Consider the following 26983-nt stretch of genomic DNA (forward strand, 5'->3'; position numbering starts at 1 on the left):
CGAGAGCCTGGGGGCGGATGCGGTCGTCATGTGCCGCCTTCCTTCCTTCGCGTGGGGGGGTCAGCACATTCCGGACGGCTTGGAGACCCGGCATGCGTTGCGTGTGAAGGTGTTGCCGTTGCGCCTGGCGGTCTCGGTGTTGACCAGGTCGGCCGGGGAGTTGTTCCTCAGCGTGTTGTAGCTGATCCGGTTCCGCGTGTTGACGGCGCCCACCATGCTCTTGAACAGGACGACACCGCCTGCGAACGGCGACTTGCCCGCGTTGCCCGTGATCAGGTTCCGGGTCACCAGGGTGTCCTCGGCGCCGGTCAGGACGACGCCGGCGCCCTGCAGGACGGGCAGCCGGGCGGACTTCGGGCAGACCTTGTTGTTCTTCGTGATGCGGTTGCCCCGCACGGTCAGGGCGCCGGCCTGCGGCTTGTTCTCGTCGCCGACGACGAAGACACCCCCGCAGTTGCCCGTCACGTAGTTGTTCGCGACGGTGAGGTTGCGCACCCGCCGGGCGGAGAAGCCGATCCGGTTGTTCTCCAGCCAGTTGCCTTCGACGACCGCGCCCTTGGTGTCCAGGGCGCCGGCCTCCTCCGTGATGGTGTTGGCGAGGAACAGGCCCGCGTCGTCGTTCTCCCGGGCGTAGTTGCCGCGGAGTACGCCGCGGACGGAGCGCTCCTGGGCGATGCCCCACACCCCGTTCTTCACGGCGTACACGCCGCTCACGGTCATCCTGTCGGTTCCCATGCCGAACACGCCTGCCTTGCTGAAGCCCCTCACGGTCAGGTTGGCGACGGTGACGCCCTCGACGTCACGTTTCTTGGTACCGAAGACGCAGATCCCGTTGCCGCCCTCGGCACAGGACTTGGGAACCTTCTTGGTGCCGCCTTCCTTCGGGGCGCCCTTCTCGGCCGCGGCCTTCTTGCCGGCGGCCTTCTTGGCGGACGGTTCGATCACGGTGCCGCGGCCCATGCCTCGCAGGGTCACCCAGGGCGTGCGGATCGTGACGCTCTCGCGGTAGGTGCCGGGGGCCACCAGGACGGTGTCTCCGGGCCGGGCGGCGTTGACCGCCTTCTGGATCGAATCCCCGGGGCGGACCACCAGGGCCGAGCGGGCGGCGGTCGCCGGGGTGGCGCCGAGCCCCGTACCGATGAGCGCGGCAGCGCACGCCAGGTACGTAATGTGGTATTTCTTCATGTTGAGTAAGGTAAGTCCGATTAGCTCCAAGGCCAGTTGGATGGGCCGTCCGGCGGCGTGTCACCGGCGCAGCGCGCGCCCGGTCTCCAGTTGCACGGTTTCCAGCAGACGGTGCGCCTCCGCCTCCCACAGACAGTTCTGCAGTACCCGCCCCAGCGTCCATGCCCTGGCCCGCTCCCGGTCCAGGCCCAGTGCGTCCGTCAGGGCGTCGAAGCGCCACCGGGTCTCGGCGGGGTCGTAGCGGTTGACGAGCGCCGGGAGCAGTTCGAAACCGGGGTCGCCCGCCAGCGGTTTGGGGTCTATGGCCAGCCAGTCGGCGCGGTCGGCGGCGAGGACGTTGGCGTAGTGCAGGTCCCAGTGGAGCAGCCGGTCGCCGGGCTCGGCCACGACCTCGCGCACCGCGGCCACACAGTCCCGCAGCAGCCGCCGGTCCGCCGCCTCGCCCACCCGCTCCAGCACCGCCGGCGCCCGCTCGAGCATCGCCCGCGCGACGGCGTCGAGGGTCCGCAGTCCCGGTGGGGCCGGTACGGCGGTCAGCCGGGCCAGCAGCGCGCCGATGACGCGCACCGCCTCGCGGGCGTCCGGCACGTCGGAGAGCGTGCGGGTATCGTCGAGGCGCTCGAGGAGCAGTGTGCCGGTGGGTTCGTCGTGCTCCAGGAGGCGTACGGCACCCGCACCGTCCCAGGCGCGCAGCGCGAGCGGCTCGCCCGCGGTCTCCTCGTCGAGCGGCTGGAGCTTCAGCGCCGCACGCGTGTTGTCGTCCCGGACCACCGGAAGGACCAGCGCGCACACGCCGTACATCGCGGGCCCGTCGACCCGCAGCCCCCACCGACCGGCGAACTCCCGGGCCCGCCCGGGCAGGTCCGCGGCGAACGCGCGCCCGGCCGCCCCGTTCCACCTCTCCAGCGAAGCGGCCAGTTCGCCAGGCACCTCGATCACCTTCCCGACCATACTGACCTGTGTGAACGGGGTCATCCGGATTCGGCGTGGGCTCGGGACGGTGGCGGGCTACCTCCGCAGCGCCCCGGGAACGTACGGCTGGCTGCTCGTCCTGTTCGTCACGACCGTCGCCCTGCACCACATGTCGCCGGAGTTCGAGCAGCAGTTCCTGCGGCAGCGCTCGACCAACATCCGTGAGCTGTCCGAAAACCCCGTGCGGGTGCTCATCTCCAGCGCGATGTGGATCGACGGCGGACACTGGCTGCCGTACGCCTTCCTGTACACCGTTTTCCACGCTCAGGTCGAACGCTGGCTGGGCACCCTGCGCTGGCTGGGGGTGTGCGCGTCCGCGCACGTGTTCGCGACGCTGCTGAGCGAGGGCGTCCTGCTGAACGCCATCCGGGAGGGGATGGCCCCGATCTCGGCGGTCAACACCCTGGACATCGGCGTGAGTTACGCCCTCGCCGGCGTCATCGCCCTGCTCGGCTACCGCATCGCCGCACCCTGGCGCTACCCGTACCTGCTGGTCGTCTTCGCCCTGTACGGCATCCCGCTCGCCACCGACCGCACCTTCACCGACTTCGGGCACTTTGTCTCGATACTGATCGGCCTCGCCTGCTATCCGCTGGTCAGAGGCCGCGGAAAAGCATGGAATCCGAAGGAGACACTGGCCGCCCTCAGGAGTTAACGTCCCGCCATGAGCAGCTCGGCAAGCGGTGTCGTCAACGGTGGCATCTCCTTCTGGTACGCGGACGACGGTCTCCCGGCCGTACGGGAGCCCCTTGACGGCGACGCGTCCGCCGACGTCGTGATCGTCGGCGGCGGCTACACGGGACTGTGGACCGCGTACTACCTGAAGACGGCCGCGCCCTTCCTGCGCATCACCGTCCTGGAGCAGAAGTTCTGCGGCTACGGCGCCTCGGGACGCAACGGCGGCTGGCTCTACAACGGCGTCGCGGGCCGCGACCGGTACGCGAAACTGCACGGCCACGAGGCCGCCGTACGGCTGCAGAAGGCGATGAACGACACCGTCGCCGAGGTCGTCGCCGTCACCGAGGCCGAGGGCATCGACGCCGACGTCCACCGCGGCGGGGTGCTCGAAGTGGCGACCACGCCCGCGCAGTTGGCGCGGCTGAAGGCCTTCCACGCGCACGAGCTGTCGTACGGCGAGAAGGACCGCGAGCTGTACGGCGCCCGCGAGACGCGCGAGCGGATCCGCGTTGCCGACGCGGTCGGCGCCACCTGGACCCCGCACGGCGCCCGGCTGCACCCGGTGAAGCTGGTGAAGGGCCTGGCGGCTGCGGTGGAGGCGCTCGGCGTGACCATCCACGAGTCGACACCGGTGACCGAGATCCGGCCCAAGCACGCCGTCACCCCGTACGGCACCGTCCGCGCTCCCTACGTCCTGCGCTGCACCGAGGGCTTCACCGCCTCGCTCAAGGGCCAGAAGCGCACCTGGCTGCCCATGAACTCCTCGATGATCGCCACCGAGCCGCTCACCGACGAGCAGTGGGCGCAGGTCGGCTGGGACGGCCGGGAGACCTTGGGCGACATGGCGCACGCCTACATGTACGCGCAGCGCACCGCCGACGGCCGTATCGCGCTCGGCGGACGCGGAGTGCCGTACCGCTTCGGCTCGCGCACCGACAACGACGGCCGCACCCAGGAGACGACCGTCGAGGCACTGCGGGAGATCCTGGTCCGCTTCTTCCCGTCCCTGGCCGGGCTGCGCGTCGAACACGCCTGGTCCGGCGTCCTCGGCGTGCCCCGCGACTGGTGCGCGACCGTCACCCTGGACCGCTCGACGGGCCTCGGCTGGGCGGGCGGCTATGTCGGCTCCGGCGTCGCCACCACCAACCTCGCCGCCCGCACCCTGCGGGACCTGGTCCAGCAGGACTCCGGACAGGGCGGCCGCACCGAGCTGACCGACCTGCCGTGGGTCGACCACAAGGTCCGCAAATGGGAGCCCGAGCCGCTGCGCTGGCTGGGCGTCCAGGGCATGTACGCCACCTACCGCGCCGCCGACGAGCGCGAGCGCCGCACCCACAGCGCCGACTCGTCCCGGCTGGCGCGGATCGCGGACCGGGTGGCGGGGCGGCACTGACCGGCAAATAGTCTCGCCCCATGATTCGCACCGCGACCCCCGCCGATGTCCCCGCCCTCCTCGCCCTGATCCGTGAACTCGCCGCCTACGAGAAGGCCCCGCAGGAGGCGCGGGCGACCGAGGAGCAGTTGCGCGACGCGCTCTTCGGCGAGCGGCCGGCCGTCTTCGCGCATGTCGCGGTGGACGACACCAGCGGCGAGACGGTCGGCTGCGCTCTGTGGTTCCTGAACTTCTCGACCTGGCGCGGCGTTCACGGGATCTATCTGGAGGACCTGTACGTCCGTCCGCAGGCCCGCGGCGCCGGGCACGGCCGGGCCCTGCTGACCGAGCTGGCCCGCCTGTGCGTGGAGCGCGGATACGAGCGTCTGGAGTGGTCGGTGCTCGACTGGAACGAGCCCGCCATCGGCTTCTACGACGCCCTCGGCGCCCGCCCGCAGGACGGCTGGACGGTGTACCGCCTGACGGACGGGGCGCTGGCCGAGCTGGGCGGGTCAGGTGACTGACCCGCGGCGCTTCAGCTCACCGACTCGGGTACGGGTGCCTGTGCCGGGGCACCTTGCCCCGGCGCCTTCTGTGTGACCATCAGGCCCGCGACCAGGCCCGCCAGGAGCATCACGCCGGCCGCCCACCAGATGGCGACCGTGTACCCGTGGACCACGCCCGCCGCGGACACGGCCGCCTTCTGCGCGGGGCTGTGCAGGTGCGCGGCGATGTAGGTGGCGCTGCTGGTGGTGGCGATCGTGTTGAGCAGGGCCGTACCGATCGAACCGCCCACCTGCTGGGCGGTGTTGACGGTCGCCGAGGTGACGCCGGAGTCCTGCGGGGCGACGCCCGCGGTGGCCGTCGCGAACACCGGCATGAACGTGAGGCCCATGCCGAGGCCCATCAGGAGCAGGGCGGGCAGGATCTCGGAGGCGTAGGAGGAGTCGACCGTCATCCGGGTCAGGATCAGCATGCCGCTCGCCGCGAGGATCATGCCGGGGACCATGAGCATGCGCGGGGCCACCCGCTGCAGGAGCCGGGCGGAAATCTGCGTGGAGCCGACGATGATCGCGGCGGTGAGCGGGAGGAAGGCCAGGCCCGTCCTGAGGGGCGAGTAGCCGAGGATGACCTGGAGGTAGTAGGTCATGAAGAGGAACAGGCCGAACATGCCGATCACGGCCAGTGCCATCGTCAGGAAGCAGCCCGCGCGGTTGCGGTCCTTGACGATGTGCAGCGGGAGCAGCGGCACGGGCGCCCGGGTCTGCCACCACACGAACGCCGCGAGCAGACAGGCGCCGCCCGCGAACAGGGCCAGCACCAGCGGGTCGCTCCAGCCGCGCGGCTCGGCCTCGCTGAAGCCGTAGACGATCGCGACCAGTCCGCCGCAGCCCAGCAGGACGCCGGGCACGTCGAGGCGGGCGCCGCCGGCGCGGGGGCGGTCGTGCAGCAGGGCGAAGGCGCCGAAGACCGCGACGATCGCGATGGGCACGTTGACGTACAGGCACCAGCGCCAGTTCAGGTACTCGGTGAGCAGACCGCCGACGATGAACCCGATCGCCGAACCGCTGCCCGCGAGGGCGCCGTAGATGCCGAAGGCCTTGCCCCGTTCGCGGGGGTCGGTGAACGTCGTGGTCAGCAGACTGAGCGCGGCCGGCGCGAGGACGGCCGCGAAGACGCCCTGCAGGGCGCGGGCGCCGAACAGCATGCCGGAGCCGGTGGCGGCGCCGCCCAGCGCGGAGGCGGCCGCGAAGCCGACCAGCCCGATGATGAAGGTGCGTTTGCGGCCGACGAGATCGGCTATTCGGCCGCCCAGCAGGAGCAGTCCGCCGAAGGCCAGGGTGTAGGCGGTGATCACCCACTGGCGGTTGGCGTCGGACATGCCCAGGTCGTGCTGTGCGGAGGGGAGCGCGATGTTCACGATCGTGGCGTCCAGCACCACCATCAACTGGGCGAGGGCGATGACCACGAGACCCCACCAGCGGCGGGGGTCGGCTCCTCCGGTGGGCTCACCCTTTCGGGTGATATTCACCTGGTCGGAAGACCACGAAACGGGAGGCGTCGCATCCCGGGATGTGCTGTTCCTGGTCACGGTTCCAGGACCACCTTTCCAATGGTTCGACGTGATTCGAGTGCTCGGTGTGCGGCTGCCGCCCCGGCCAGCGGGAAGCGGGTGAGCGCGGGTGTGAGGCGTTCCTCGGCGGCCTCGACGAGGGCGCGCAGCTCGAGGGCGCGCAGGGGGTCGGGGCCGCCGACGCGGGCGAACATCGCCGGGCCGAGCACCTGTTGAGAGACCCCCTCGACGAGATACGGCCGCCCGTCGGCGAGGCCTGAGCCCGACCAGCCGAAGACGAGGTGCCGGCCGCCGTCGCCGAGCAGTGCGACCGCCTCGCGGGCGACGTCCCCGCCGACGCCGTCGAACACGACGGTGGCCACCCGGCCGCCCAGATACGCGCGGACCTTCCCCGGCCAGGCGGGATCGGTGTAGTCGACGGCGAGATCGGCGCCGTTGTCCCGCACCCGCGCGACCTTTTCGGTGCCGCCCGCGAGCCCGACGACGGTGGCGCCGGCGTTGCGGGCGTACTGCACGAGCAGCGTGCCCAGGCCCCCCGCGGCCGCCGGGACGACGGCCACCGAGTCCGGGCCCAGCTCGGCGAACTGCACGATCCCCAGCGCCGTACGTCCCGTGCCGATCATGGCGACGGCCTCGGCGAAGTCCAGGTTCCGCGGCAGTTCGTGGACGCGGTCGACGTCGGTGACCGCCAACTCGGCGTAGCCGCCCGGCGCGAACCCGAGATGGGCCACCACGCGTCTGCCGAGCCACAGTTCGGCGACCCCCTCGCCGAGTGCTTCTACGACACCGGCCACCTCACGGCCGGGCACGGTCGGCAGGGCGGGCAGCTCGGGCAGCGGGCCTCGGTGGCCCTGGCGCAGGGCGGTGTCGAGCAGATGGACACCGGCGGCGGCGACGGCGATACGGACCTGACCCGGACCGGGCGCAGGGTCGTCGACCTGCTCATAGGTGAGGTTCTCGGCCGGGCCGAAGGCGTGCAGACGGATGGCGTGCATGGTCAAATCCCCCCCAAGACGTACGTGCTGTTGTGGCCATCCACTCTTCGACCTCAAGCGTGCTTGAGGTCAAGGGAGTGCCGGCCGAGGGCCAGGGACATGGCGGTCAGGGCGCTGTTGAAGGACACCTCCGACAGCACACCCGGCGCGGCGACCTGGTCACCGGCCAGATAGACCCCGTCGCCCCGGTCGATGGCGGGCCGGTCGCGCCAGCTGGTGCCGGGCAGGTCGACGGCTCCGGTACGGCCGCTCGCCACGGCCTCGCGACGCCAGGTCACCCTCTCCCGCCAGCCCTCGAACGCCAGGTCCAGAAGCTGTTCGGCGCGGGTGGCGCCGTCGGCGCGGGACTCGTGCGGGGCGATCGGGAACTGCCCCTGGATCAGCTGCTCGCCGGCCGGAGCGAGGGAGCGGTCCTGTGCGGTGAACCGTTCGATCCATCCCGGCGCGTCCAGGTCGGACACGGCGAAGGCGTCACCGCGCCGCGTCCGCACGGCCAGATCGATGAGGGCCGTACGGCCGCCGGTCCAGGTCAGCGAGTCGTCACCGAGCAGCCGGCGGGCCGCGTCCAGCGAGGTGGCGACGACGACGGGCGTGTCCGTCGGCAGGGTGTCGACGCGGGACAGGGTCTCCATCCTTACCCCGAGGTTCCAGGCCCGCGCGGCCATCCGGTCGATGACGGTGGCCCAGCCGCCACGCGGACAGTGCGCCTCGATCGGCAGTCTGGCCGCCCGGCGCAGCCGCTCCTGCACGAACGCGGCGGACAGGGCGCCCGGGTCGTGGTGGAAGAGGGCCACGGCCGAGTAGTGCGCGGCGGCCCGTGCCCCCTCTTCGCCCGCCTCCTCGGTCGCCCAGCTCAGGAAGTCCCTGTCGACGGGCGCCTGCCGGGCGCCCCGGCGCAGCAGCTTGAGCAGCGCGAACGGCGGGGTGCGGCGCAGGACTCCGTGATGCCGGAGCCTGAGCCGGGCCAGGGGCGGACTCGGGGCCGGCGGCCCGATGAGGCCGCGCTGCTTGAGCCAGGACCAGTGCGGGCCGCCGCTGTAGAGGGCGTGCGGGCCCTCGTTCGTCCGGTACGGCCCCTCCGCGGTCCGTGCCCGCCCGCCCAGGGTGTGGTGGGCCTCGTACACGGTGACCTTGGCGCCCGCCTCGGCGGCGGAGATGGCCGCGGTGAGACCGGCGAAGCCGCCGCCGACGACGGTGATGCGGTGCATGGCTGGGGGTCTCCCTCTGCTCGGGTCGACTTTCCGTGGCTATGACGGGTCGAGTGCCGCGGAATGTGACATCAGCCGATGGCGAGATGGGTTCTCGCAGGTCGGGGCGATTGTCAGTGGAGGGGTGCAGCATGGGGGGCATGGCGAGGAGAGCGACTGGAGGAACGGGTGGAGCGGGCGGGAGCGGCGTCCGCGCGGCCCGCCGTCCGGAGCTGCGGCTGCCGCCGCTGGAGGCGTATGGCGGGGCGGAGTTGGAGCCGGACGGGGACTACGACGGACTCGCGTTCCGGGAGGTGGATTTCACCGGCCAGGACGGGGCCGGGGCCCGCTTCATGGACTGCGCGCTGACGGGCTGCGCGCTCGACGAGACGAGACTGCGCCATGCCCGCATCTTTGATACGGCCCTCACGGCGGTCCGGGGTGTGGGCACCGACCTCGCCGAGTCCACCCTGCGCGACGTCGAACTGACCGAGGCCCGCCTGGGCGGCACCCAGCTCCACGGCGCCGTCCTGGAGCGGGTAGTCGTCAGAGGCGGGAAGATCGACTACCTCAACCTCCGCAAGGCCAGGCTCAGGGACGTCGTCTTCGAGGGCTGCGTCCTGGTCGAGCCCGACTTCGGCGGCGCCCACCTGGAGCGCGTCGAGTTTATGGACTGCGCCCTCAAGGGCGTGGACCTCGGCGGGGCGACACTCAAGGACGTGGACCTGCGCGGGGCCGTTTCGCTGGAGATCGCGAGGGGGGTGGAGCGGCTGGCGGGGGCGGTGATCAGTACCGGGCAACTGCTGGATCTGGCACCGGTGTTGGCGGCGGAGCTGGGGATCAGGGTGGAATGAGCGAGCTGCTCACGGCACCCGGGGAAAGCGGGCCTGCAGCGTCCAGATCGCCGGGTTCTCCGACAGGTCCTCATGGAGGTCGGTGAGGTCCGCGATCAGGTCGTGCAGGAAGTCCCGTGCCTCCCGCCGCAGTTCGGTGTGCGGGAAGGTGAGCGGGGCCTCCTCCGCGGGCATCCAGTCGGCTTCCACGTCCACCCAGCCGAAGCGGCGCTCGAAGAGCATGCGGTCGGTCGACTCCGTGAAGTCCAGTTCCGCCCGTTGGGGACGGGACGCGCGCGAGCCCGCCGGATCCCGGTCCAGCCGCTCCACGATGTCGCACAGCGCCCATGCGAAGTCGAGCACCGGCACCCATCCCCAGGCTGTGGACAGCTCGCGGTCCGACTTGGTGTCGGCGAGATAGACGTCCCCGCAGAACAGGTCGTGCCGCAGAGCGTGGACGTCCGCACGGCGGTAGTCGGTCTGCGGAGGGTCCGGGAAGCGGTTGGAGAGGGCGTAGCCGATGTCGAGCACGGGTGTGATGGTGTCACGGCGGCGGGACCGCCGCGGCGCCGGCCACCCGGGCCGCGCGGGCCGCGAACGACGCCGCCGAGAAGCAGAACCAGCGCGTCACCGTCGCCGTCGTGGACCGCAGCGGCAACACGGTCGTCATGCTCCGTGGCGACGGCGCGGGCCCGCAGTCGTACGAGTCGGCCGAGCGCGAGGCGTACACCGCCGTGTCCTGGAACACGCCCACCTCCGAGCTGGACAAGGGCGAGACGTTCCGCACCACCGTGCGCTACGCGGGCACCCCGAGCACGATCACCGACCCCGACGGTAGGCGTTGTCCACACCCGGCGTTCGGCCGGGCAGAGGTGAGGGTCAGTCGGTTCGTCCCCGGCCCTGCGCCTCCCACTCGTCCAGCAGCCCGGCGAGACCGGGCGGCCACACCGGCTCGCGCTCCTCGGCGAGTTCCTTACGGGTCCACCAGCGCCAGGTGAGGATGCCGTCCGCGGCGTGCGCGGCGGCCAGTTGGGGGCCGGCGAGCTCGCGGTGCGGACCTCGGGTGACATAGACGTGCTCGTGCTGGTGCACCGGGATGCTGGAGTGCGTGAAGTCGTGTTCCCATGTGCACAGCAGGGACCCCGGCTCCAGATCGGTCCAGCCGGTCTCCTCGCGCACCTCACGCAGCGCGCCCTCGCGCGGGCCTTCGTCGGCCTCCAACCCACCGCCGGGCAGCGCCCAGTGCACGCCGACCTCGACGTTGTCGTACCGGAACAGGAACACCGCGCCCTCCGGGTCCACCACGGCGACCCTGGCCGCCTGCCGCGGAGTCCGCAACACCTTGCGCAGGACGGCGCAGGGCCGACCGAGCGCGCGGTCCGGCCGCCGGTCGACGACCTCGTATCCGAGGGCGGTCCAGAAGGCCAGCCCCTTCGGGTTGTTGTCGAGAACGGCGAGGCGTACGGCCGTACGGCCCCCGGCGCGGAACCGTTCCTCGACCTGCTCGGCGATCCGCCGCCCGTGCCCGCGGCCCTGCACGGTCGCGTCCACCATCAGCAGCCCGATCCAAGGATCCGGGTCGGCCGGGTCCGGGTGGTGGGCGAGGGTCACCGCGACCCCGACCAGCCGCCCCTCGCTGCGCGCCAGCAGCACCTCCGCATCCGGGTGCGCCAACTCGTCGGCCAGCGCCGTCGCCACCTGCTCGGTCGTGACGTCGTCCGGGTCGGGAAAGTCACCGCTGAGCGCGTGGAACTCCCGGTTGGAGGCGTAGAGCGCGGTGAGTTCGGTGAGGAGGGGGAGCGGGATGTCGTGGTCGGGGGTGAGGTGCAGCGGCTCGAGGATCACGGTTGCACGGTACTGGGCGGTGGAGCGGGGCGCGGCTGACCAGCCTTGGCACAAGGTTGCCCGCGGTCAGCCGGCCGGTTCCGCGGTGGCCTCCGTGGCCGTCGCAGCGTCGACCGGGACCGCGCGGTCCTCGGGGCAGTCGATACGCCGTAGGAACAGCGGGATCAGGAGGAGCGGCGTGCAGCCGACCAGGAAGAACGGCAGCCGGCTGCCACAGCGGGCGGCCATCGGTCCGCCGAGGACACTCCCGACCGGGTTGATGCCCAAGGAGATCATCCGGTGCAGGGCATCCGCCCGACCCCGGAGGTGGTCGGGGGTCAGCCGCTGCCGCCACGACGTCGTGGCCACGCCCCAGACGGAGAACCCCGCGCCGGTGAGGGCCGGCCCCGCGAGGGCGACGACACGCCGCCGAGCGCGGAGGCGGCCGGCCACTATGCGGACACGTTCGGTGAGGAGTGGAGCGAACGAAACCGGCCACATCGCCGCGTGACACAGAAGGGCCCCCGGCTTTCGCCGGGGGCCCTCAATCTGCCTGCGCGGTACGTCAGACGTTCACGCCGAAGTCCTGCGCGATGCCCACCAGGCCCGAGGCGTAGCCCTGGCCGACCGCGCGGAACTTCCACTCCGCGCCGTTGCGGTACAGCTCGCCGAAGACCATCGCCGTCTCGGTGGCCGCGTCCTCCGACAGGTCGTAGCGCGCGATCTCGGCGCCGCCGGCCTGGTTGACGATGCGGATGTACGCGTTGCGGACCTGGCCGAAGTTCTGGCCGCGGTTCTCGGCGTCGTAGATGGAGACCGGGAACACGATCTTGTCGATGTCGGCCTGGAGCGCGGCCAGGTTGACGTTGATCGCCTCGTCGTCGCCCGCGCCCTCGCCGGTGCGGTTGTCGCCCGTGTGGACGATCGAGTTGTCCGGGGTCTGCTTGTTGTTGAAGAAGACGAAGTGTCCGTCCGAGTAGACCTTGCCCTCCGTGTTGACCGCGATGGCGGAGGCGTCGAGGTCGAAGTCCGTGCCGGTGGTGGTGCGGACGTCCCAGCCGAGGCCCACGGTGACGGCGGTCAGGCCCGGAGCCTCCTTGGTGAGCGAGACGTTGCCACCCTTGGACAGGCTTACAGCCATGGTTTGGGAGTCCCTTCCCTCGTTTTTCGTACGTAAGGCTTCGTACTGGGGACGAAGCTACCGTCACCCGGGACAACGTCGAGGGGGGTCCCGCCGGTTCCGGATGCCTTTACCTTTTTTACCGAGGGAAAACCGGGTGACGTGGACGGGACACACCCGGGAACATGGACGGCATGTCCGGTCCTTCTCGGGGGTCTGGGGGTTCGACCCCCGGAAAACACAGTATCCGCGGCTCCGTCTCGCTCCCCGAGGCCGAGCTTCTGTGGCGTTTCTCGCGGTCGTCCGGGCCCGGTGGGCAGCACGTCAACACCAGCGACTCGCAGGTGGAGCTGCGTTTCGACCTGGCGAAGACCGAGGCGCTTCCGCAGGTGTGGAAGGAGCGCGCGCTGGAGCGGCTGGCCGGGCGGCTCGTCGACGGCGTGATCACCGTGCGCTCGTCCGAGCACCGCTCGCAGTGGCGCAACCGCGAGGCCGCCGCCGTACGGCTGGCCGCCCTGCTGGCCGAGGCGACCGCACCCCCGCCCAAGCCGCGCAAGCCCACCCGCATTCCGCGCGGGATCAACGAACGACGGCTGCGGCAGAAGAAGCAGCGCTCGGAGACGAAGCGCGGGCGGACCGGGCGGGACTGGACGTAGTCCGGCCCGCGGCCCCGTCCTGTACGGCCCACAGCACTGCCCGTAGCCCCGCCCTGTCACAAACCACACCCCCCGATCCGTCAAACCCCTGACGACGGACCACGACGACGGGTGTGACCACGGATGAGCGAGAACGAGTTCCTGGCCGAGCGCTTCGAGGCGCACCGCAGCCGTCTGCGAGCCGTCGCCCACCGCATGCTCGGCTCGACCGCCGAGGCCGACGACGCGGTGCAGGAGGCCTGGGTCCGGCTCAGCCGCTCCGACGCCGGGGCGGTGGAGAACCTGGGCGGCTGGCTGACGACCGTGATCGGCCGGGTCTGTCTGGACATGCTCCGCTCCCGCAGGTCCCGTGCGGAGGAGCCCCTGGAGTCCGGTCCCGTGGTGGCGTCCGAGGCGTTCGACCCCGAGCAGGACGCCCTGCTCGCCGACTCGGTCGGGGTGGCCCTGCTCGTCGTCCTGGACACGCTCAGCCCTGCCGAGCGGCTCGCGTTCGTGCTGCACGATCTGTTCGCGGTGCCGTTCGAGGAGATCGCCGGGATCCTCGGGCGCTCGCCCGCGGCCGCGCGGCAGCTGGCCAGCCGGGCCAGGCGGCGGGTGCGGGGGGCGCCGGTCCCGGACACCGACCTCGTACGGCAGCGGGAGGTCGTGGACGCTTTTCTGGCCGCCGCGCGCGAGGGTGACCTCGAGGGGTTGCTGGCGGTGCTCGACCCGGACGTGGTGGCCCGCAGCGAGGGCGGGGTGACGTCGGGCGCGGTAGCGGTCGCGGCCGGCGCGCGGCGCTTCGCGAGCTTCTCCCGGGTGGCGCTCCCCGCCCTGGTGGACGGGGCGACGGGCCTGGTGGTCCTCGAAGACGGCCGCCCGGAACGGGCCCTGACCTTCACCTTCGCCCACGACCGCATCACGGTCATCGACGTCGCCCTGTCCCCGGAGCGGGTGTCGGAGCTCCACATCGACCTCGTGTAGGGGGCCGCTCCGGGGCTACGCCAGGTCCAGTACGCCCACCGTCTGCCCACCGCTCGTCTCCCCGGTCGTGCGGAAGCCCAGGGCGCCGTAGAAGCCCTCCGGGCCGGTGGGACCGGGGTGCCAGGTGACGTACAGCCGTGTGCCGCCCCGGCGGCGGATCTCGGCGGCCACGGAGTCGACCGCGAAACGGCCGTACCCCCGGCCCTGTGCCTCGTCGGCGATGTTCAGGCGCCACAGGCCCGAGCGGCGCACGGTGCCGTCCCCGAGCCAGTCGATGTCGAGGAAGGCCATCAGGAAGCCGACCGGACGGTCGGCGTCGACGATCAGCCGCGGCCAGGCGACCCCGACCGGATGCACGAATGCCTCCGCCAGCGAGTGCACCACCGGTTCGACCGCGTGCCGCTGGTCCGGCCGGATCTCGATGCCGAGGGCGGCTTCGAAATTCCGCGGTGTGACTTCTTCCAGGCGAGGCATCATCCGCGCACATTAGGCGGGCGGTTCACACAATCGCCACGGAATTTCCCCGCGTCCCTCTCGACGGCTTTTATCCCAACTGCCGGTACCGGCCCCGGAAATACAGCAGCGGCCCCCCGTCCGCGCTGGGCACCCGCGCGGTCAGCACCCGCCCGATCACCAGCGTGTGGTCCCCGGCCGTCACTCGCTGTTCGGTGCGGCACTCGAGGGTCGCCAGGGCGCCGCCCACCACAAGAGCGCCGGACGCCTCCCCGCGGACGTACGCGATGTCCTCGAACAGGAGCCGGTCGCTGATACGGCCCCGCATGGCGAAGCGGCCCGCGATGTGCCGCTGGCTCTCGGAGAGGACGGAGACCGCCCACAGGGGCTGCTCGTCGAGCAGGTCGTCCATGCGGGAGCCCTCACGCAGGCTGACCAGCACCAGCGGCGGGTCCAGCGACACGGACAGGAACGCCGTCGCCGTCATGCCGACGTCCTCGCCGACCGGTGCCGAGGGGTCGTCCGGGTCGAGCGGCGGCTCCTGCGCGGTCACCAGGACCACGCCCGCGGCCAGCCGGGACATGGCGGCCCGGAACTCGTCGTTGCTCACCCCCACAGGATGCCCGGGGGTGGCAGTCAGGGTCTGGGAACGCTGTGGAGCGGGGTTGTTCGGCACGGCGGAAACGCTAGTGTTCGCCCCGCACGGACCGCATCGGGCCTCCGCCCGAGTCCGGTCCTAGGACCATGGGACGACCGGTGGTGACGGTTCGTGCACGATGTCCGCACTCCCGCTTGGCCTTCCTTTCGTAAACGCACAGGGAAAACACGGAAGCTCTACTCAATTGTTCACGTTCTCCTGTGACTTGAGTCACAAGGGCCATGAATTGTTGACCCTGTGTACCGAGTGGGGAGCGCGCTGTGATTCAGTGGCGGGGAAACCTGCAAGAGCATGGCAAGGGCACCACTGACTACAAGCGCCGGAGACAACCCTTCATTCGCTGCGAGGTCTCGGGGGGAGGGCGAGCATGGAGACCGAGTCGGAGCCGTACGTCCGTCTTGCGTCCCTGCGGCAACTGCACCAGGTCATGGCCGACATGAACACGGCACGCAGCCTGGCGGACACACTGCAGACCGTGGCCGACGGCGCGGTCAGCGCCCTCGGGTACGAGATGGCGTGCGTCAACCTCGTGCGCCCCGACGGCGACCTCGTCGTCGCCGCCTTCTCCGGCAACTCCGCCGCCGAGGCCCTCGTCACCGGCCGTGTCGGTTCGCGCGTCTCCTGGGAGCGCCGGCTGAGCATGGGCGAGGCCTGGGGCGACCTCAGGTTCATACCGCACACCGAGGGCTGGGTCCTCGACGAGGACGACGTACCGCAGTGGTTCACCGACGGCCCGGCGCCCCGCTTCGAGGACGAGTGGCATCCCTCCGACCGGCTCTTCGCGCCGATGTACACGCCCGGTGTGCAGGGCTCCTCCGGTGAACTGCTCGGCGTGATCTCGGTGGACCGCCCGCGCAACGGCCGCCACCCCGGCGCCTGGGGGCGCGAGGCCTTGCAGGTGTACGCGTTCCAGGCCGCCATCGCCATTAGCAACGCGCGTCTACGTGCAAATATGCAGCGCGCCCTAGTCCGCCTGGAGCGGGAGCAGCAGGCGCTGCGCGCCAGCGAGGAAAGCTTCCGTCAGGCGTTCGAGTACGCCCCCTCCGGCATGGCGATCGCCGAGATGGGCGGCGACCAGCACGGCCGCATCCTGCGTACCAACGACGCGCTGTGCCGCCTCCTGGGCCGCCCCGCCTCCGCGATGCGCCGCTACTCGTTCTCCGACCTCGTCCATCCCGAGGACATCGGCACCCTGCTGCGCACCTCGGCGGAGGGCGGGCGCGCGGAACTCCGTCTCGGCCGCCGGGACGGCTCCTACGTCTGGGTGTCCCTGCGCAACTCCGTCGTCGCCGACGCGGCCGACGGCCCCCGGTTCCTCCTCACCCACGTCGAGGACATAGAGGAGCGCAAGCGCCGGGAGCTCCAGCTCGCCCACCGCGCCTCCCACGACTCCCTCACCGGCCTTCCGAACTCCGCCGAGCTGCGCTCACGCCTGTCCGCCCGGCTCTGTCAGCGCCCCACGACCGCCGGCGTCATCGAGTCCCTGGACGCGGCCTACGGCCACCCCGCCTTCGACGTCAACGGCCACGGCTTCGACTTCGCGTCGAGCGGTGGCGCGGAGACGTACGACGGCTTCGACCACCATGTGCACACCGTCGCCCCCGAGGGCGGCCAGGACGACGGCACCAAGGGGCTCGCGGTCCTCTTCTGCGACCTCGACGGCTTCAAGTCGATCAACGACCGGTTCGGGCACAACGCGGGCGACGCGGTCCTCATCGAGGTCGCCCGGCGGCTGTCCCGGGGCGTGCGGGACGGCGACATGGTGGCCCGGCTCGGCGGCGACGAGTTCGTGATCCTCGCCGACGGGCTCGGCAAGGCCGACGCCCAGGACCTGGCCGTACGGCTGCGGAACGAGATCATCCAGCCCATCCGGGCCGAGGGACGGGCCGTGCGGGTGGGCGCCAGTTTCGGCATCGGATGGGCCCACTGCGGCATGACGGCGGACGAAGTGTTGAAATCCGCCGACGAGCGGATGTACGTCGAGAAACGATCTCGTCCCAAACAGCACAGGCGGGCGGGATGACCCCCAGGTCAGCGGTGCAATGAGTGCTGAGTCACCTGTTTGGGCCAGCCGGAGCGGGTAGGCTCGCTCTTCTGAAGCTGTACCGCATCCGCCGCACCTGTTGAGGAGTACCAAGGGATGACGCCCGGCAACAACGGCGCGAGCACGCCCGAGGACGAGGACCCGTTCGGCTATCTGTACGCCGACGGGCAGGCCCGAGGAGCCCAGCCGCCGTCAGGTGGCTACGGCTACCCGAACTCGGTCAGCAGGAGCAGGGTGCGCGCGGTCGGCGAGCGCCAGTACGGCGGCCAGCCCCCGCAGCAGCCCTCGTACGGCGGCCAGCAGACCGTCCCGCAGCCGCAGGGCGGGTACGGCCAGCAGACGGGTGACTACGGCCAGCAGCAGGGTGGCTACGGTCAGCCGAACGCCCACTACCAGGCGCCGGAGACCTTCCCCGGCAGCGCGCCGACCACCCAGCAGCCGGGGCCACAGGGCGGCGGCCGGGGGCGCGGGACGGGCGGGCCCAACACCAAGGGTCTGCTGATCGGCGCGATCGCGGTGGTCGCCGCGGTCGTCATCGGCATCAGCGTCGCCATGATCAACGGCAACTCGGACGACAAGAAGTCCGGCGACCAGGCCGGCGGCACCGCCCCGGCCCAGTCCCAGAGCGCCGAGCCGAGCACGTCGGGCAGCCACTCGGCGGCGCCCGCGGAGCTGCCGAAGATCGACGCCAAGGCGCTCCAGCTGGCCGGCACCGCCGCTCTGGCCGCGGACGTCCAGGGCGCCGAGTCGTCGGGCGGCACCTATGTGGGCGGTCTCAACTCGGTCGGCTCGTCGGTCACCTGGACCGTCGACAACATCCCCGCGAACGGCTTGTACACGCTCTTCGTGCGCTACAGCGCGGCCGGTGAGGACCAGTCGATGACGCTGAGCGTCAACGGCAAGCCGTTCGGCAGCAAGCTGAACCTCTCCAACTTCACGCACAACAACGACCCTTCGAAGGCCTGGACCAAGACCTTCGCCTATCCGACCCTGAACAAGGGCACGAACGTCGTCTCGCTGTCCTGCCAGGCCGGCGACAAGTGCGACATCCTCCTCGACCAGCTGTGGCTGAAGCAGGGCCAGGTCAAGAACTGACGGCCACGGGATGCGTCAAGCGGCGGTGACCTCCCCGGTCACCGCCACCCGGCCCAGCAGCTCCTCGTACGCCGTGCGGTCGAACTCGCCCGCCGCGGGGGCCAGTACGGTCGCCGCCGACAGGGCGACCGCGCGCGCCAGGCGCTCGGGCCAGGGCAGGCCGTCCGCCAGGCCCGACAGCAGGCCCGCCACCGCCGAGTCGCCCGCGCCCGTCGGATTGCCGTGCAGCCGCGTGGGCGGGGCGGCGCGCCAGCGCCCCTCGGGTGTGTGGGCCAGCAGGCCGTCCACGCCGAGGGAGGCGACCACCGCGTGCGCGCCGCGCCGGCGGGCGTCCCGGGCCGCGCGCAACGGCTCGTGGGAGCCGGTGAGTTCGGCCAGTTCCTCGGCGTTCGGCTTCACGACGTCCGGGCGGGCCGCCACACCGCGCCGCAGCGGCTCCCCGCTGGTGTCCAGGAGCACCGGTACCCCGGCCGCCCGCGCGACCCGTATGAGCCCCGCGTAGGCGCCCACGGGCACCCCCGGCGGCAGACTGCCGCACAGGGCCACCGCCGAGGCCGCGGCGAGCAGATCCTCGTACGACCGCTGGAAGGCCGCCCACTCGGCCGAAGTCACCTGCGGGCCGGGCTCGTTGAGCTGGGTCGTGTCGCCCGTGCGCTCGTCCACCACGGCGATCGTGCGCCGCGTCGCCCCGCCCACCGGAACCAGCGCGTCCACTATGCCCGCCGTCCCGGCGAGCCGCTCGCGCACCTCACGCCCGGTGCCGCCGCCCGCGAACCCGGCGACCGCCACCTCGTGCCCGAGGGCGGCGAGCACCCGGGCCACGTTGACGCCCTTGCCGCCGGGCCGTTCGACGACCTCGGAGACGCGGTGCGACGCGTGCGGGCGCAGGGACCGTACGCGATAGGTGAGGTCGAGAGCGGTGTTCAGCGTGACTGTGAGGATCACCCGGGCCGACCTCCCTCAAACTCCATGTGTTCGCCATGCGTTCGCGCCCCGATCATGCCAAAGAGACGGCGACCGGCCCAGACCAGGGGACGATCGGCGTCTCTTCACGCGTGCTCTACGGCGGGACGGATCAGGGCAGTTGGGGAGCGACCACCCAGGTGCCCTGCCGCATCACGCCCTTGAGATCGAAGTTCTCGTCGAGCAGGACGAGGTCGGCGAACCTGCCGGGCTCCAGGGAGCCCACCCGGTCGGCCATGCCGAGCAGCCGGGCCGGGTTGGCGGACAGGGCCGCCACGACGTCCTCCACCGGCAGCCGGTCCACCGTCACCGCGCGCTTGAACGCGCGGTCCAGGGTCAGCGTCGAGCCCGCGATCGAACCGCCGTGCACCAGACGGGCCACGCCCTCGCTGACCTCGACCTCCAGCGGGCCGAGCATGTAGCGGCCGTCGCCGATGCCGGCGGCGTCCATCGCGTCGGTGATGAACGCGACCCGCCCCGCGCCCGCGTGCCGGAACGCCAGCTCCAGCGCGGCCGGATGCAGATGCGTGCCGTCGTTGATCAGCTCGACGGTGACCCGCTCGTCCTCCAGGAGCGCGGCGACCGGGCCGGGGGAGCGGTGGCCGAGCGTGGGCATGGCGTTGAAGAGGTGGGTCGCGACGGTCGCACCCGCGTCGATCGCCTCCACCGTCTGCTCGTACGTCGCGTCCGTGTGCCCGACGGCGGCGATGACCCCGTGCTCCGCCAGCAGCCGTACCGACTCGATGCCGCCGGGAAGTTCGGTGGCGAGGGTGACCATCTTCGCCCTGCCGCGCGCGGCGTCGATCAGCTTGCGGACCTCCGCCGGATCCGGGTCGCGCAGCAGTTCCTCGGAGTGCGCGCCCTTGCGGCAGGGCGAGATGAAAGGGCCCTCGAAGTGGATACCGGCGAGCTCGCCCTGCTCGGCCAGCTCGGACAGCAGCCCGGCCTGCTTGACCAGGAAGTCCATGTCGTCGGTGACGGTGGACGCGACGAGCGTGGTGGTGCCGTGCAGCCGGTGGGTGCGGATGGCCGTCAGGACCTCGTCGGCCGTACCGGAGAAGGACGCGCCGCCACCGCCGTGGTTGTGGATGTCGACGAAGCCGGGCACCAGCCAGTGCCCGCGCACGTCGACGACCTCGGCGTCCGCGGGAGCCGCGCCCGCGATCCGCTCACCCTCGACGATCACGCGCCCGTCGTCCACGATCCCGGTGGGCAGCACCACCTGAGCACCGGCGAGAACCAAAGTGGGGGCCATCAGGCGCTTACCTCCGAAGGGTCAGTGGTGTCGAGAGCGTCGGTTGATTCGGGCGCGTCGGTCGTTGCGAGGAGGCCCCGGGCGAGGAGCCCCGCGCCCAGGCAGCCGGCCGTGTCTCCGAGGGCCGCGGGGACGATCGACGGGAGCTTCTGGAAGGTCACGCGGCGCCGGACGGCGTCCCGCAGGGGAGTGAACAGCGTGTCCCCCGCCTCGGCCAGTCCGCCGCCGATGATGAGCGTGCGCGGGTCGAGCAGGGTGAGCGCGGTGACCAGCCCGTCGGCCAGGGCGTCCACCGCCTCCTGCCACACCCGGACGGCGTTCGGGTCGCCGGACGCGACAGCCTTCGCGCAGTCGGCCGCGTCGGCGCCCGGGTCCCCGGAGACCGACGCCCACGCCTCGCTGACGGCGGCCGCGGACGCGTACCGCTCCAGACAGCCGATCTGCCCGCACGGACACGGCGCCCCGCCGGGCCGTACGACGATGTGGCCGATCTCGCCCGCGAAGCCGTGCGCACCCGCCTCCACCCGGCCGTCCAGCCCGATCGCGCCCGCGATCCCGGTGCCCAGCGGCACGAACAGGAACCGGTCCGCGCCCCGGCCCGCGCCGATGCGGCCCTCCGCGAGCCCGCCGGTGCGCACGTCGTGGCCGAGCGCGACCGGGACGCCGAGCCGTTCGGCGACCAGATCGCGCAGGGGTACGTCGCGCCAGCCCAGGTTGGCCGAGTAGACGGCGATGCCGTCCGTCTCGTCGACGATGCCGGGGACGGCGACGCCGATGGCGGCCGCCGGTTCGCCGAAGCGCTCCGCGCCGTACGCGCTCAGCTCGGCGGCGAAGTCGACGATGCCGCGGACCACCGCGTCGGGCCCGCGTTCGCGCCCGGTCGCCCGGCGGTCCTGGTGCAGGAGCCCCCCGGAGCCGTCGATGAGGGCGGCCTTCATCCCGGTGCCGCCCACGTCGAGGGCGATGACATGTTCCACGGGGACAGTGTGGACCTCCGACCCGCAAGAGGTCTAGTCCACTAGGGTGGTGTAGACCTTGCGGGTCCACAGATTGAACGAAAGACAACAGGGGCGGGGCGGTACACGGTGGGTCGGCGTGGGGCAGGAATGATCGCGGTGGTGTCCGCACTGGGCATGGCGGCGGTCCTCGGCGGCTGTGGCAGCACGGGTTCCTCGGACATCACCCTCAGACTCGTCGCCGCCGACTACGGCGACTCGGCCGCGGGCAGCTCCCAGAAGTACTGGGACAAGCTCGTCGAGGAGTACGAGGCGCAGCACTCCGGTGTGAAGGTCGAGGTCAGCGTCTATTCCTGGAACGACGTCGACCGCAAGGTCAAGGAGATGGTCGACGCCGGCAAGGCACCCGACCTCGCGCAGATCGGCGCCTACGCCGACTACGCGGCCGCGGGCAAGCTCTACCAGGCCTCCGACCTGCTCTCCATACCTGTGCAGGCCGACTTCCTCTCCCAGCTCGCCGAGGCCGGCCAGGTCAACCACGTCCAGTACGGCATCCCCTTCGCCGCCTCGACGCGCGTCCTCTTCTACAACAAGGCCCTCTTCGCCCAGGCCGGCATCACCCCGCCCGCCACCTGGGACGAGCTCGAAGCCGACGCCAGGGCACTCAAGGACCAGGGCGTCGAGTACCCGTACGCGCTGCCCCTCGGCTCCGAGGAGGCACAGGCCGAGACCATGCAGTGGCTGCTCAGCGGCGGCGACGGCTACACCGACACCACCGGCACCTACACCATCAACTCCACGCAGAACATCCAGACCTTCAGCTGGCTCAAGGACGACCTCGTCGCCAAGGGACTCACCGGCCCGGTCGCCCCCGGCAAGCTCAACCGCGCCGACGCCTTCACCGCCTTCGCGAACGGCAAGGTCGGCATGCTCAACGGACACCCCACGCTGATGCGGCAGGCCGCCGAGAAGGGCGTGAAGTTCGGCATGGTGCCGATGCCGGGCCGCACCGGCCAGGCCAAGGCCACGATGGGCGTCGCCGACTGGATGATGGCCTTCAAGCAGAACGGCCACGCCGAGCAGATCGGCGACTTCCTGAACTTCGTCTACGACGAGAAGAACGTCCTCGCCTTCTCCCGCGAGTACGGCCTCCTCCCGGTGACCAGCTCGGCCTCCGACACCATGGCTCAGGCCCCCCGCGACAAGGACCTGCACGCCTTCCTGGACCAGCTCACCACCGCCCAGCTCTATCCGGTCGGCAAGACCTCCTGGGCGGCGGTCAGTGCCGACATCAAGAAGAACATCGGCCAGGCCGTCGCCCCGAGCGGCAGCCCCACCGACGTCCTCGGCCGCATCCAGGCCGCCGCCACCGCCGCCGACAGCAGCGCCTCGAACTGACCCGCTGTCGGTGCCCGGCGTTACCGTTCAGGGCATGGAACCGGACGAGCTGGGCCGACGCGAACAGGCCATCCTCGCACTGGAGCGCCGCGGCTTCACGGGCCCCGGCGCGAAGGAACGGGCGATACGCGAGGAGCTGGGCCTGGCCCCCGTTCGCTACTACCAGCTCCTGAACGCCCTGCTCGACGACGAGCGGGCCCTCGCCCACGACCCGGTGACGGTGAACCGGCTGCGCCGGGTCCGCGAGACGCGCCGCACGCAACGCTGACGCGGATTCGGCGGACTTGCGCTGCGAGCGTGCGCTGGGCGGGAGTCGGCGGCGGGCCGGGCAGCGCGGTTGTGCGTGTGCTGGGGGCGGGCGCGGGGTTCGGCACGATGTGAGCTCCGGCACGTGCGCTGGGCGGGTGCTGTGGGGTGCGTGGCGGGGCGGTGCAGCTGTCCGGTCGACATGCTGCTGGGTTTGCGGCGGGGGTGCGGCGGGGTGAGCGCAGAGATCCGGCCGACCTGCGCCGCCGCGCGTGCTGCTGGCCTCACCTGGATAGGGTCGCCGTATGGGCATCCACAGGACGGACTCGACGGAGGCGGCGGACCCGTTGCCGACCCCGGCCACCCAGGCAGGACGCGAAGGGCTGGCGGCGCTGCTCGCCCGGCCCCGCACCGCCGTGATCGGCCTCGACTTCGACGGGACGCTCGCGCCGATCGTCCCGGACCCCGACCAGGCCCGCGCCCACCCGGACGCCGTACCCGCGCTCGCCGCCCTCGCCCCGAAGGTGGCCTCCGTCGCGGTGGTCACCGGCCGCCCGGCCGGGGTGGCCGTCCGCTACGGCGGCTTCGCCGGCGTCCCCGGCCTGGAACACCTCGTCGTCCTCGGCCACTACGGCGCCGAACGCTGGGACGCGGTCTCCGGCACCGTCACCGCCCCCGCCGCGCACCCCGGCGTCGCCGGCGTGCGCGCCGAACTGCCGGGCTTCCTCGACAGCATCGGCGCCTGGCACGGCACCTGGATCGAGGAGAAGGGGCGGGCCGTCGCCGTCCACACCCGCCGGGCGGACGACCCCCAGGCCGCGTTCGAGGCCCTGCGCGGCCCCCTCACCGACCTCGCCACCCGGCACGGCCTGATCGTCGAGCCCGGCCGCCTGGTCCTCGAACTCCGCCCGCCCGGCATGGACAAGGGCGTCGCCCTCCTCGAACACTTCCGTGCCACCGCCGCCGAGTCGGTCCTCTACGCCGGCGACGACCTGGGCGACCTCCCCGCCTACGCCGCGGTCGACAAACTCCGTTCCGACGGCGTCCCCGGCCTGCTGGTGTGCAGCGGCAGCACGGAGGTCACGGAACTGGCCGAACGGGCGGACATCGTGGTGAACGGCCCGGAGGGGGTCGTAGACCTGCTGAGGAGCCTGGCGGCCGAACTGCCCCAGCCATAACTGCGGGCAGTCGTGCCTCCGCCACTCTTCGAGCGGGGGGACCCCCGGGCGGCACGGGTGGGCGATGGGAGTCCCCCGCTCGAGCGAAGCCGAGAGTGGGGGAGGCACCCCGCAAGCGCGGGCAAGCGAACCCACCCCCGCCCAGCCCCAGCCCCAGCGCCGGGCGCCCCGCGATCAGCCGTCCAGCGCCCCCAGCTGATCCAGAAACCACTGCGCAGGCGGCAACGCCGTAGCCGCCGCAGCGAGCCGCTTCGTACGCTCCGCCCGCTCCCCGAACGGCATCGTGAGCGCCTGCTGCAGCGCATCCGCCGTACCCACCACGTCGTACGGGTTCACCGTGATCGCGTCCTCGCCCAGCTCCTCGTACGCCCCCGCCTCCCGCGACAGCACCAGCGCACACCCCTCGTCCGAGACCACCGGCACCTCCTTGGCGACCAGGTTCATGCCGTCCCGGATCGGGTTCACCAGGGCCACGTCCGCGAGCCGGTACGCGGCCAGCGAGCGCGCGAAGTCGTCCTTCAGGTTCAGCAGCACCGGGGTCCAACCCGGCGTTCCGTACCGGGAGTTGATCTCGTCCGCGAGGCGTGCCACCTCCGCCGTGTAGTCCCGGTAGACGGCCAGGTCCTGACGGGAGGGATACGCGAACGCGACGTGCACGACCCGCTCGCGCCACTCCGGATGGTCGTCGAGCAGCTGCCGGTACGCCAGCAGCCCCCGCACGATGTTCTTCGACAGCTCGGTGCGGTCGACCCGCACGATCGTCTTCCGTCCCTCACCGATCTCCGCCCGCAGCGCCGCCATCCGCTCGGCGACGTCCGGCTCGTGCGAGCGCTTGCGCAGAAAGTCCGCGTCCGCGCCGAGCCCGTGCACGCCGATGCGCGTGCCGGACGGGATGCCGGGGCCCAGGACCGCGTGACAGCAGTCGGTGAACGCGTCCGCCCAGCGCCGGGTGAGGAACGCCGCCCGGTCCGCGCCCAGGATCCCGCCGAGCAGCTCGGCCGCGATGTCGTCCGGCAGCAGCCGGAAGTAGTCCGGCGGCGCCCACGGGGTGTGCGAGAAGTGGCCGATGCGCAGGTCGGGCCGCAGCTGCCGGAGCATCCGTGGCGCCAGGGCCAGGTGGTAGTCCTGGATCATCACCGCCGCGCCCTCGGCCGCCTCCTCGGCCAGCGCCTCGGCGAACGCCCGGTTGTAGGCCTGGTACGACGCCCACTGCCGCCGGAACTCCGCGTCGAAGACCGGCTCCAGCGGGGTCTGGTACAGCATGTGGTGCACGAACCACAGCACGGAGTTGGCGATCCCGTTGTACGCGTCGGCGTGTACGTCCGCCGGAATGTCCAGCATCCGCACGCCCGGCTCGGCGACCCCGCGCCGTACCGCCTCGCGGTCGCCGTCACCGAGCGCGGCGCACACCCATAGCGCGTCCGCGTCCGGCCCGATCGCGGAGAGCCCGGACACCAGCCCGCCGCCACCCCGCTTGGCGTGCAGCGAGCCGTCCTCGCGCACGCCGTACGAGACCGGGCCGCGGTTGGAGGCGACCAGAACCCGGGCAGCGTGAGTGGAAGCCATCGGTCTCCTAGCGAGGGGCACATACTTCAGCCGACTGGGAACTTGATCTCCCTTGCCCGTGCTACTTTCCCTGAATCCCGTACAGGGATCGGTTCGGGCTGGACCGCAATCCTCGGATTGGAAGCCCCTTCCTTCGGGCAGGGAGCGGAGTCACAAGCCTCAACCTAGCCCGTCGTTGACGCGCTCAAACGTACGACGCGACGGTATACGAGGCTCTGGCGTCGTGCGCGTTTACAGCGTGACGCATACGTTGACGCCGCGTGGCGGAAGGTTCTGCCACCCGGCGAACGTGCTCACGCCACCCGGCGCGCGGCGTACTCCGCGATCTCCACCATCGGTGGCCGCTCCTCGGTGTCCACCGAGTACGTGCGCGGCTCGAAACCGTCCTCGCCCCGCTCGAACTGGGTGAGGGAAGGACGGATGAGATGCCCGCGCGCCAGCCTCAGTTGCGCGGTGCGGTAGATGGCGGCCGCCATCCGGCCCAGCGCCTGTCCGTCCTGGTGCCGATGCTTGCGCACGCCGACGTCGACCTGGGCCAGCGCGTCGAGCCCCACGAGGTGCAGGGCGTCGACCAGCATGCCCAGTTCGACGCCGTACCCGACGGGGAACGGCAACTGTTCCAGCAGCGAGCGGCGGGCCGCGTACTCGCCGCCGAGCGGCTGCACGAAACCGGCCAGCTGCGGCCAGTGCATGTTCAGCAGCGGGCGCGCCATCAGCTCGGTGACCCGGCCGCCCTGCTCCGCCGTCTTGCCGGAGGCGAGCTCATTCGACACAGTGCCGAGCGGACGGTCGTACATCGCCTTGACCAGGTCCACGTCCGGGTCGGTGAGCAGTGGGCCCACGATCCCGGAGACGAAGTCGGGAGAGAACTCCCGGAGGTCGGCGTCGATGAAACAGACGATGTCACCGGTGGTGACCAGCAGCGAGCGCCACAGCACCTCGCCCTTGCCGGGGACGGCGGGCAGGCGCGGAAGTATCTCGTCGCGGTGCACGACCCGGGCGCCCGCGGCGGCGGCCACCTGGGAGGTGCGGTCGGTGGAACCCGAGTCGACGACGACGATCTCGTCGACGAGCGGGACCTGCTGCATGAGATCGTGACGGATGACGGCGACGATGTCGCCGACCGTCTCCTCCTCGTTCAGCGCGGGCAGCACCACGGACACCGACTGGCCCGTACGCTGCTTCGCGGCCAGGATCTTGTGGAGCGAGCGGTCGGTCACGGACCAGGAGCGGGTGGCCAGCCAGCGCTCGACTTCTTCCAGCACAGTCAGCGGCTCCTCACTGTAGTGATCACACCTGGTGACTGACCGTG

27 protein-coding genes and 1 pseudogene are annotated in these 26983 nt (G+C 71.7%); 12 read left to right on the forward strand and 16 right to left on the reverse strand.

Features of this window, described 5'->3' with window-relative positions; genetic code table 11:
- Positions 1–60: 60 nt before the first annotated feature.
- Both ACFYXB_RS28620 and ACFYXB_RS28625 read right to left on the reverse strand, forming a co-directional pair.
- Positions 61–1185 (reverse strand): nitrous oxide reductase family maturation protein NosD, encoded by a 1125-nt coding sequence (locus ACFYXB_RS28620; RefSeq protein WP_389587195.1) that lies wholly within the window; start codon positions 1183–1185, stop codon positions 61–63.
- Between the two features lie 60 nt (positions 1186–1245).
- Positions 1246–2136: an aminoglycoside phosphotransferase family protein gene (locus ACFYXB_RS28625; protein ID WP_389587197.1), complete on the reverse strand. Its 891-nt coding sequence runs from the start codon at positions 2134–2136 to the stop codon at positions 1246–1248.
- 10 nt (positions 2137–2146) lie between these two features.
- On the opposite strand from ACFYXB_RS28625, the gene ACFYXB_RS28630 reads away from it, so the two are divergent.
- The 3 genes from ACFYXB_RS28630 to ACFYXB_RS28640 are packed head-to-tail and all read left to right on the forward strand — an operon-like array spanning position 2147 to position 4731.
- Positions 2147–2812 (forward strand): rhomboid-like protein, encoded by a 666-nt coding sequence (locus ACFYXB_RS28630; RefSeq protein WP_389587198.1) that lies wholly within the window; start codon positions 2147–2149, stop codon positions 2810–2812.
- A gap of 9 nt (positions 2813–2821) precedes the next feature.
- Positions 2822–4228 (forward strand): FAD-dependent oxidoreductase, encoded by a 1407-nt coding sequence (locus ACFYXB_RS28635; protein WP_351355503.1) that lies wholly within the window; start codon positions 2822–2824, stop codon positions 4226–4228.
- Between the two features lie 20 nt (positions 4229–4248).
- The gene (locus ACFYXB_RS28640; RefSeq protein ID WP_389587201.1) at positions 4249–4731 is read left to right on the forward strand and encodes a GNAT family N-acetyltransferase; all 483 of its coding nucleotides are present in this window, start codon (positions 4249–4251) and stop codon (positions 4729–4731) included.
- Positions 4732–4742: 11 nt separating this feature from the next.
- Here the strand turns inward: ACFYXB_RS28640 and ACFYXB_RS28645 are convergent, their stop codons facing one another.
- The 3 genes from ACFYXB_RS28645 to ACFYXB_RS28655 are packed head-to-tail and all read right to left on the reverse strand — an operon-like array spanning position 4743 to position 8484.
- Entirely contained in the window at positions 4743–6239 is a 1497-nt protein-coding gene (locus tag ACFYXB_RS28645) for an MFS transporter (RefSeq protein ID WP_389587203.1), read from the reverse strand.
- A 56-nt stretch (positions 6240–6295) separates the two neighbouring features.
- On the reverse strand, positions 6296–7276 hold the full coding sequence (locus tag ACFYXB_RS28650) for a zinc-binding dehydrogenase (RefSeq protein WP_389587205.1): 981 nt from the start codon (positions 7274–7276) through the stop codon (positions 6296–6298).
- Positions 7277–7329: 53 nt separating this feature from the next.
- A complete protein-coding gene (locus tag ACFYXB_RS28655; RefSeq protein WP_389587207.1) occupies positions 7330–8484 on the reverse strand; it encodes an FAD-dependent oxidoreductase in 1155 nt (384 codons plus the stop codon).
- Positions 8485–8624: 140 nt separating this feature from the next.
- On the opposite strand from ACFYXB_RS28655, the gene ACFYXB_RS28660 reads away from it, so the two are divergent.
- Positions 8625–9317 (forward strand): pentapeptide repeat-containing protein, encoded by a 693-nt coding sequence (locus ACFYXB_RS28660; RefSeq protein ID WP_389587209.1) that lies wholly within the window; start codon positions 8625–8627, stop codon positions 9315–9317.
- A gap of 9 nt (positions 9318–9326) precedes the next feature.
- Here ACFYXB_RS28660 and ACFYXB_RS28665 read toward each other — a convergent pair whose 3' ends face one another.
- Positions 9327–9827: a hypothetical protein gene (locus ACFYXB_RS28665; protein WP_351355521.1), complete on the reverse strand. Its 501-nt coding sequence runs from the start codon at positions 9825–9827 to the stop codon at positions 9327–9329.
- Positions 9828–9868: 41 nt separating this feature from the next.
- Between ACFYXB_RS28665 and ACFYXB_RS28670 the strand changes: the two are divergent.
- Positions 9869–10066: pseudogene (locus ACFYXB_RS28670) on the forward strand (heme-binding protein); the annotation flags it as partial.
- A gap of 109 nt (positions 10067–10175) precedes the next feature.
- On the opposite strand, the gene ACFYXB_RS28675 reads toward ACFYXB_RS28670, so the two are convergent.
- The 3 genes from ACFYXB_RS28675 to ACFYXB_RS28685 all read right to left on the reverse strand — a co-directional run bounded on the left by ACFYXB_RS28675 (position 10176) and on the right by ACFYXB_RS28685 (position 12261).
- Positions 10176–11141 carry a GNAT family N-acetyltransferase gene (locus ACFYXB_RS28675; RefSeq protein ID WP_389587212.1) on the reverse strand — a complete coding sequence of 322 codons (966 nt, stop codon included), beginning with the start codon at positions 11139–11141 and terminating at the stop codon, positions 10176–10178.
- A gap of 66 nt (positions 11142–11207) precedes the next feature.
- Positions 11208–11573, reverse strand: coding sequence for a hypothetical protein (locus tag ACFYXB_RS28680; protein WP_389587214.1), 366 nt, complete (start codon positions 11571–11573; stop codon positions 11208–11210).
- Positions 11574–11685: 112 nt separating this feature from the next.
- Complete coding sequence (locus tag ACFYXB_RS28685) at positions 11686–12261, reverse strand: TerD family protein (RefSeq protein ID WP_389587216.1); 576 nt, start codon at positions 12259–12261, stop codon at positions 11686–11688.
- A gap of 164 nt (positions 12262–12425) precedes the next feature.
- Here ACFYXB_RS28685 and arfB point away from each other — a divergent pair, with 164 nt between their 5' ends.
- Together arfB and ACFYXB_RS28695 are read left to right on the forward strand one after the other, a co-directional pair.
- Entirely contained in the window at positions 12426–12896 is a 471-nt protein-coding gene (gene arfB, locus ACFYXB_RS28690) for an alternative ribosome rescue aminoacyl-tRNA hydrolase ArfB (RefSeq protein ID WP_389587218.1), read from the forward strand.
- Between the two features lie 123 nt (positions 12897–13019).
- Complete coding sequence (locus ACFYXB_RS28695; RefSeq protein WP_389587220.1) at positions 13020–13859, forward strand: sigma-70 family RNA polymerase sigma factor; 840 nt, start codon at positions 13020–13022, stop codon at positions 13857–13859.
- A gap of 15 nt (positions 13860–13874) precedes the next feature.
- Here the strand turns inward: ACFYXB_RS28695 and ACFYXB_RS28700 are convergent, their stop codons facing one another.
- A complete protein-coding gene (locus ACFYXB_RS28700) occupies positions 13875–14336 on the reverse strand; it encodes a GNAT family N-acetyltransferase (RefSeq protein ID WP_389587222.1) in 462 nt (153 codons plus the stop codon).
- A gap of 67 nt (positions 14337–14403) precedes the next feature.
- A complete protein-coding gene (locus ACFYXB_RS28705) occupies positions 14404–14922 on the reverse strand; it encodes a flavin reductase family protein (protein WP_389587224.1) in 519 nt (172 codons plus the stop codon).
- 415 nt (positions 14923–15337) lie between these two features.
- Here ACFYXB_RS28705 and cdgB point away from each other — a divergent pair, with 415 nt between their 5' ends.
- Complete coding sequence (gene cdgB, locus ACFYXB_RS28710) at positions 15338–16993, forward strand: diguanylate cyclase CdgB (RefSeq protein WP_389587226.1); 1656 nt, start codon at positions 15338–15340, stop codon at positions 16991–16993.
- Between the two features lie 117 nt (positions 16994–17110).
- Positions 17111–18109, forward strand: a complete 999-nt coding sequence (locus tag ACFYXB_RS28715) for a carbohydrate-binding protein (protein ID WP_389587228.1) — start codon at positions 17111–17113, stop codon at positions 18107–18109.
- A 15-nt stretch (positions 18110–18124) separates the two neighbouring features.
- On the opposite strand, the gene ACFYXB_RS28720 is transcribed toward ACFYXB_RS28715, so the two are convergent.
- The 3 genes from ACFYXB_RS28720 to ACFYXB_RS28730 all read right to left on the reverse strand — a co-directional run bounded on the left by ACFYXB_RS28720 (position 18125) and on the right by ACFYXB_RS28730 (position 21304).
- Complete coding sequence (locus ACFYXB_RS28720) at positions 18125–19054, reverse strand: 1-phosphofructokinase family hexose kinase (protein WP_389587230.1); 930 nt, start codon at positions 19052–19054, stop codon at positions 18125–18127.
- 130 nt (positions 19055–19184) lie between these two features.
- A complete protein-coding gene (gene nagA / locus ACFYXB_RS28725) occupies positions 19185–20327 on the reverse strand; it encodes an N-acetylglucosamine-6-phosphate deacetylase (RefSeq protein ID WP_389587232.1) in 1143 nt (380 codons plus the stop codon).
- On the reverse strand, positions 20327–21304 hold the full coding sequence (locus tag ACFYXB_RS28730; protein WP_389587234.1) for an ROK family protein: 978 nt from the start codon (positions 21302–21304) through the stop codon (positions 20327–20329). The genes nagA and ACFYXB_RS28730 overlap by 1 nt, the downstream gene beginning before the upstream one ends.
- Positions 21305–21433: 129 nt before the next feature.
- Between ACFYXB_RS28730 and ACFYXB_RS28735 the strand changes: the two genes are divergently transcribed.
- The 3 genes from ACFYXB_RS28735 (at position 21434) to otsB (ending at position 24105) form a co-directional block, all read left to right on the forward strand.
- Positions 21434–22681 carry an extracellular solute-binding protein gene (locus tag ACFYXB_RS28735; protein WP_389587236.1) on the forward strand — a complete coding sequence of 416 codons (1248 nt, stop codon included), beginning with the start codon at positions 21434–21436 and terminating at the stop codon, positions 22679–22681.
- 34 nt (positions 22682–22715) lie between these two features.
- Positions 22716–22949 carry a DUF3263 domain-containing protein gene (locus ACFYXB_RS28740; protein ID WP_351355561.1) on the forward strand — a complete coding sequence of 78 codons (234 nt, stop codon included), beginning with the start codon at positions 22716–22718 and terminating at the stop codon, positions 22947–22949.
- Positions 22950–23232: 283 nt separating this feature from the next.
- On the forward strand, positions 23233–24105 hold the full coding sequence (otsB, locus tag ACFYXB_RS28745; RefSeq protein WP_389587239.1) for a trehalose-phosphatase: 873 nt from the start codon (positions 23233–23235) through the stop codon (positions 24103–24105).
- Between the two features lie 174 nt (positions 24106–24279).
- Here otsB and ACFYXB_RS28750 read toward each other — a convergent pair whose 3' ends face one another.
- Together ACFYXB_RS28750 and ACFYXB_RS28755 are read right to left on the reverse strand one after the other, a co-directional pair.
- A complete protein-coding gene (locus ACFYXB_RS28750) occupies positions 24280–25671 on the reverse strand; it encodes a trehalose-6-phosphate synthase (RefSeq protein ID WP_351355567.1) in 1392 nt (463 codons plus the stop codon).
- Positions 25672–25964: 293 nt separating this feature from the next.
- Positions 25965–26936 carry a glucosyl-3-phosphoglycerate synthase gene (locus ACFYXB_RS28755; RefSeq protein ID WP_389587240.1) on the reverse strand — a complete coding sequence of 324 codons (972 nt, stop codon included), beginning with the start codon at positions 26934–26936 and terminating at the stop codon, positions 25965–25967.
- Between the last annotated feature and the right edge of the window lie 47 nt (positions 26937–26983).

The sequence above is a fragment of the Streptomyces sp. NPDC002619 genome, from assembly GCF_042889305.1.
Classification (GTDB): Bacteria; Actinomycetota; Actinomycetes; order Streptomycetales; family Streptomycetaceae; genus Streptomyces.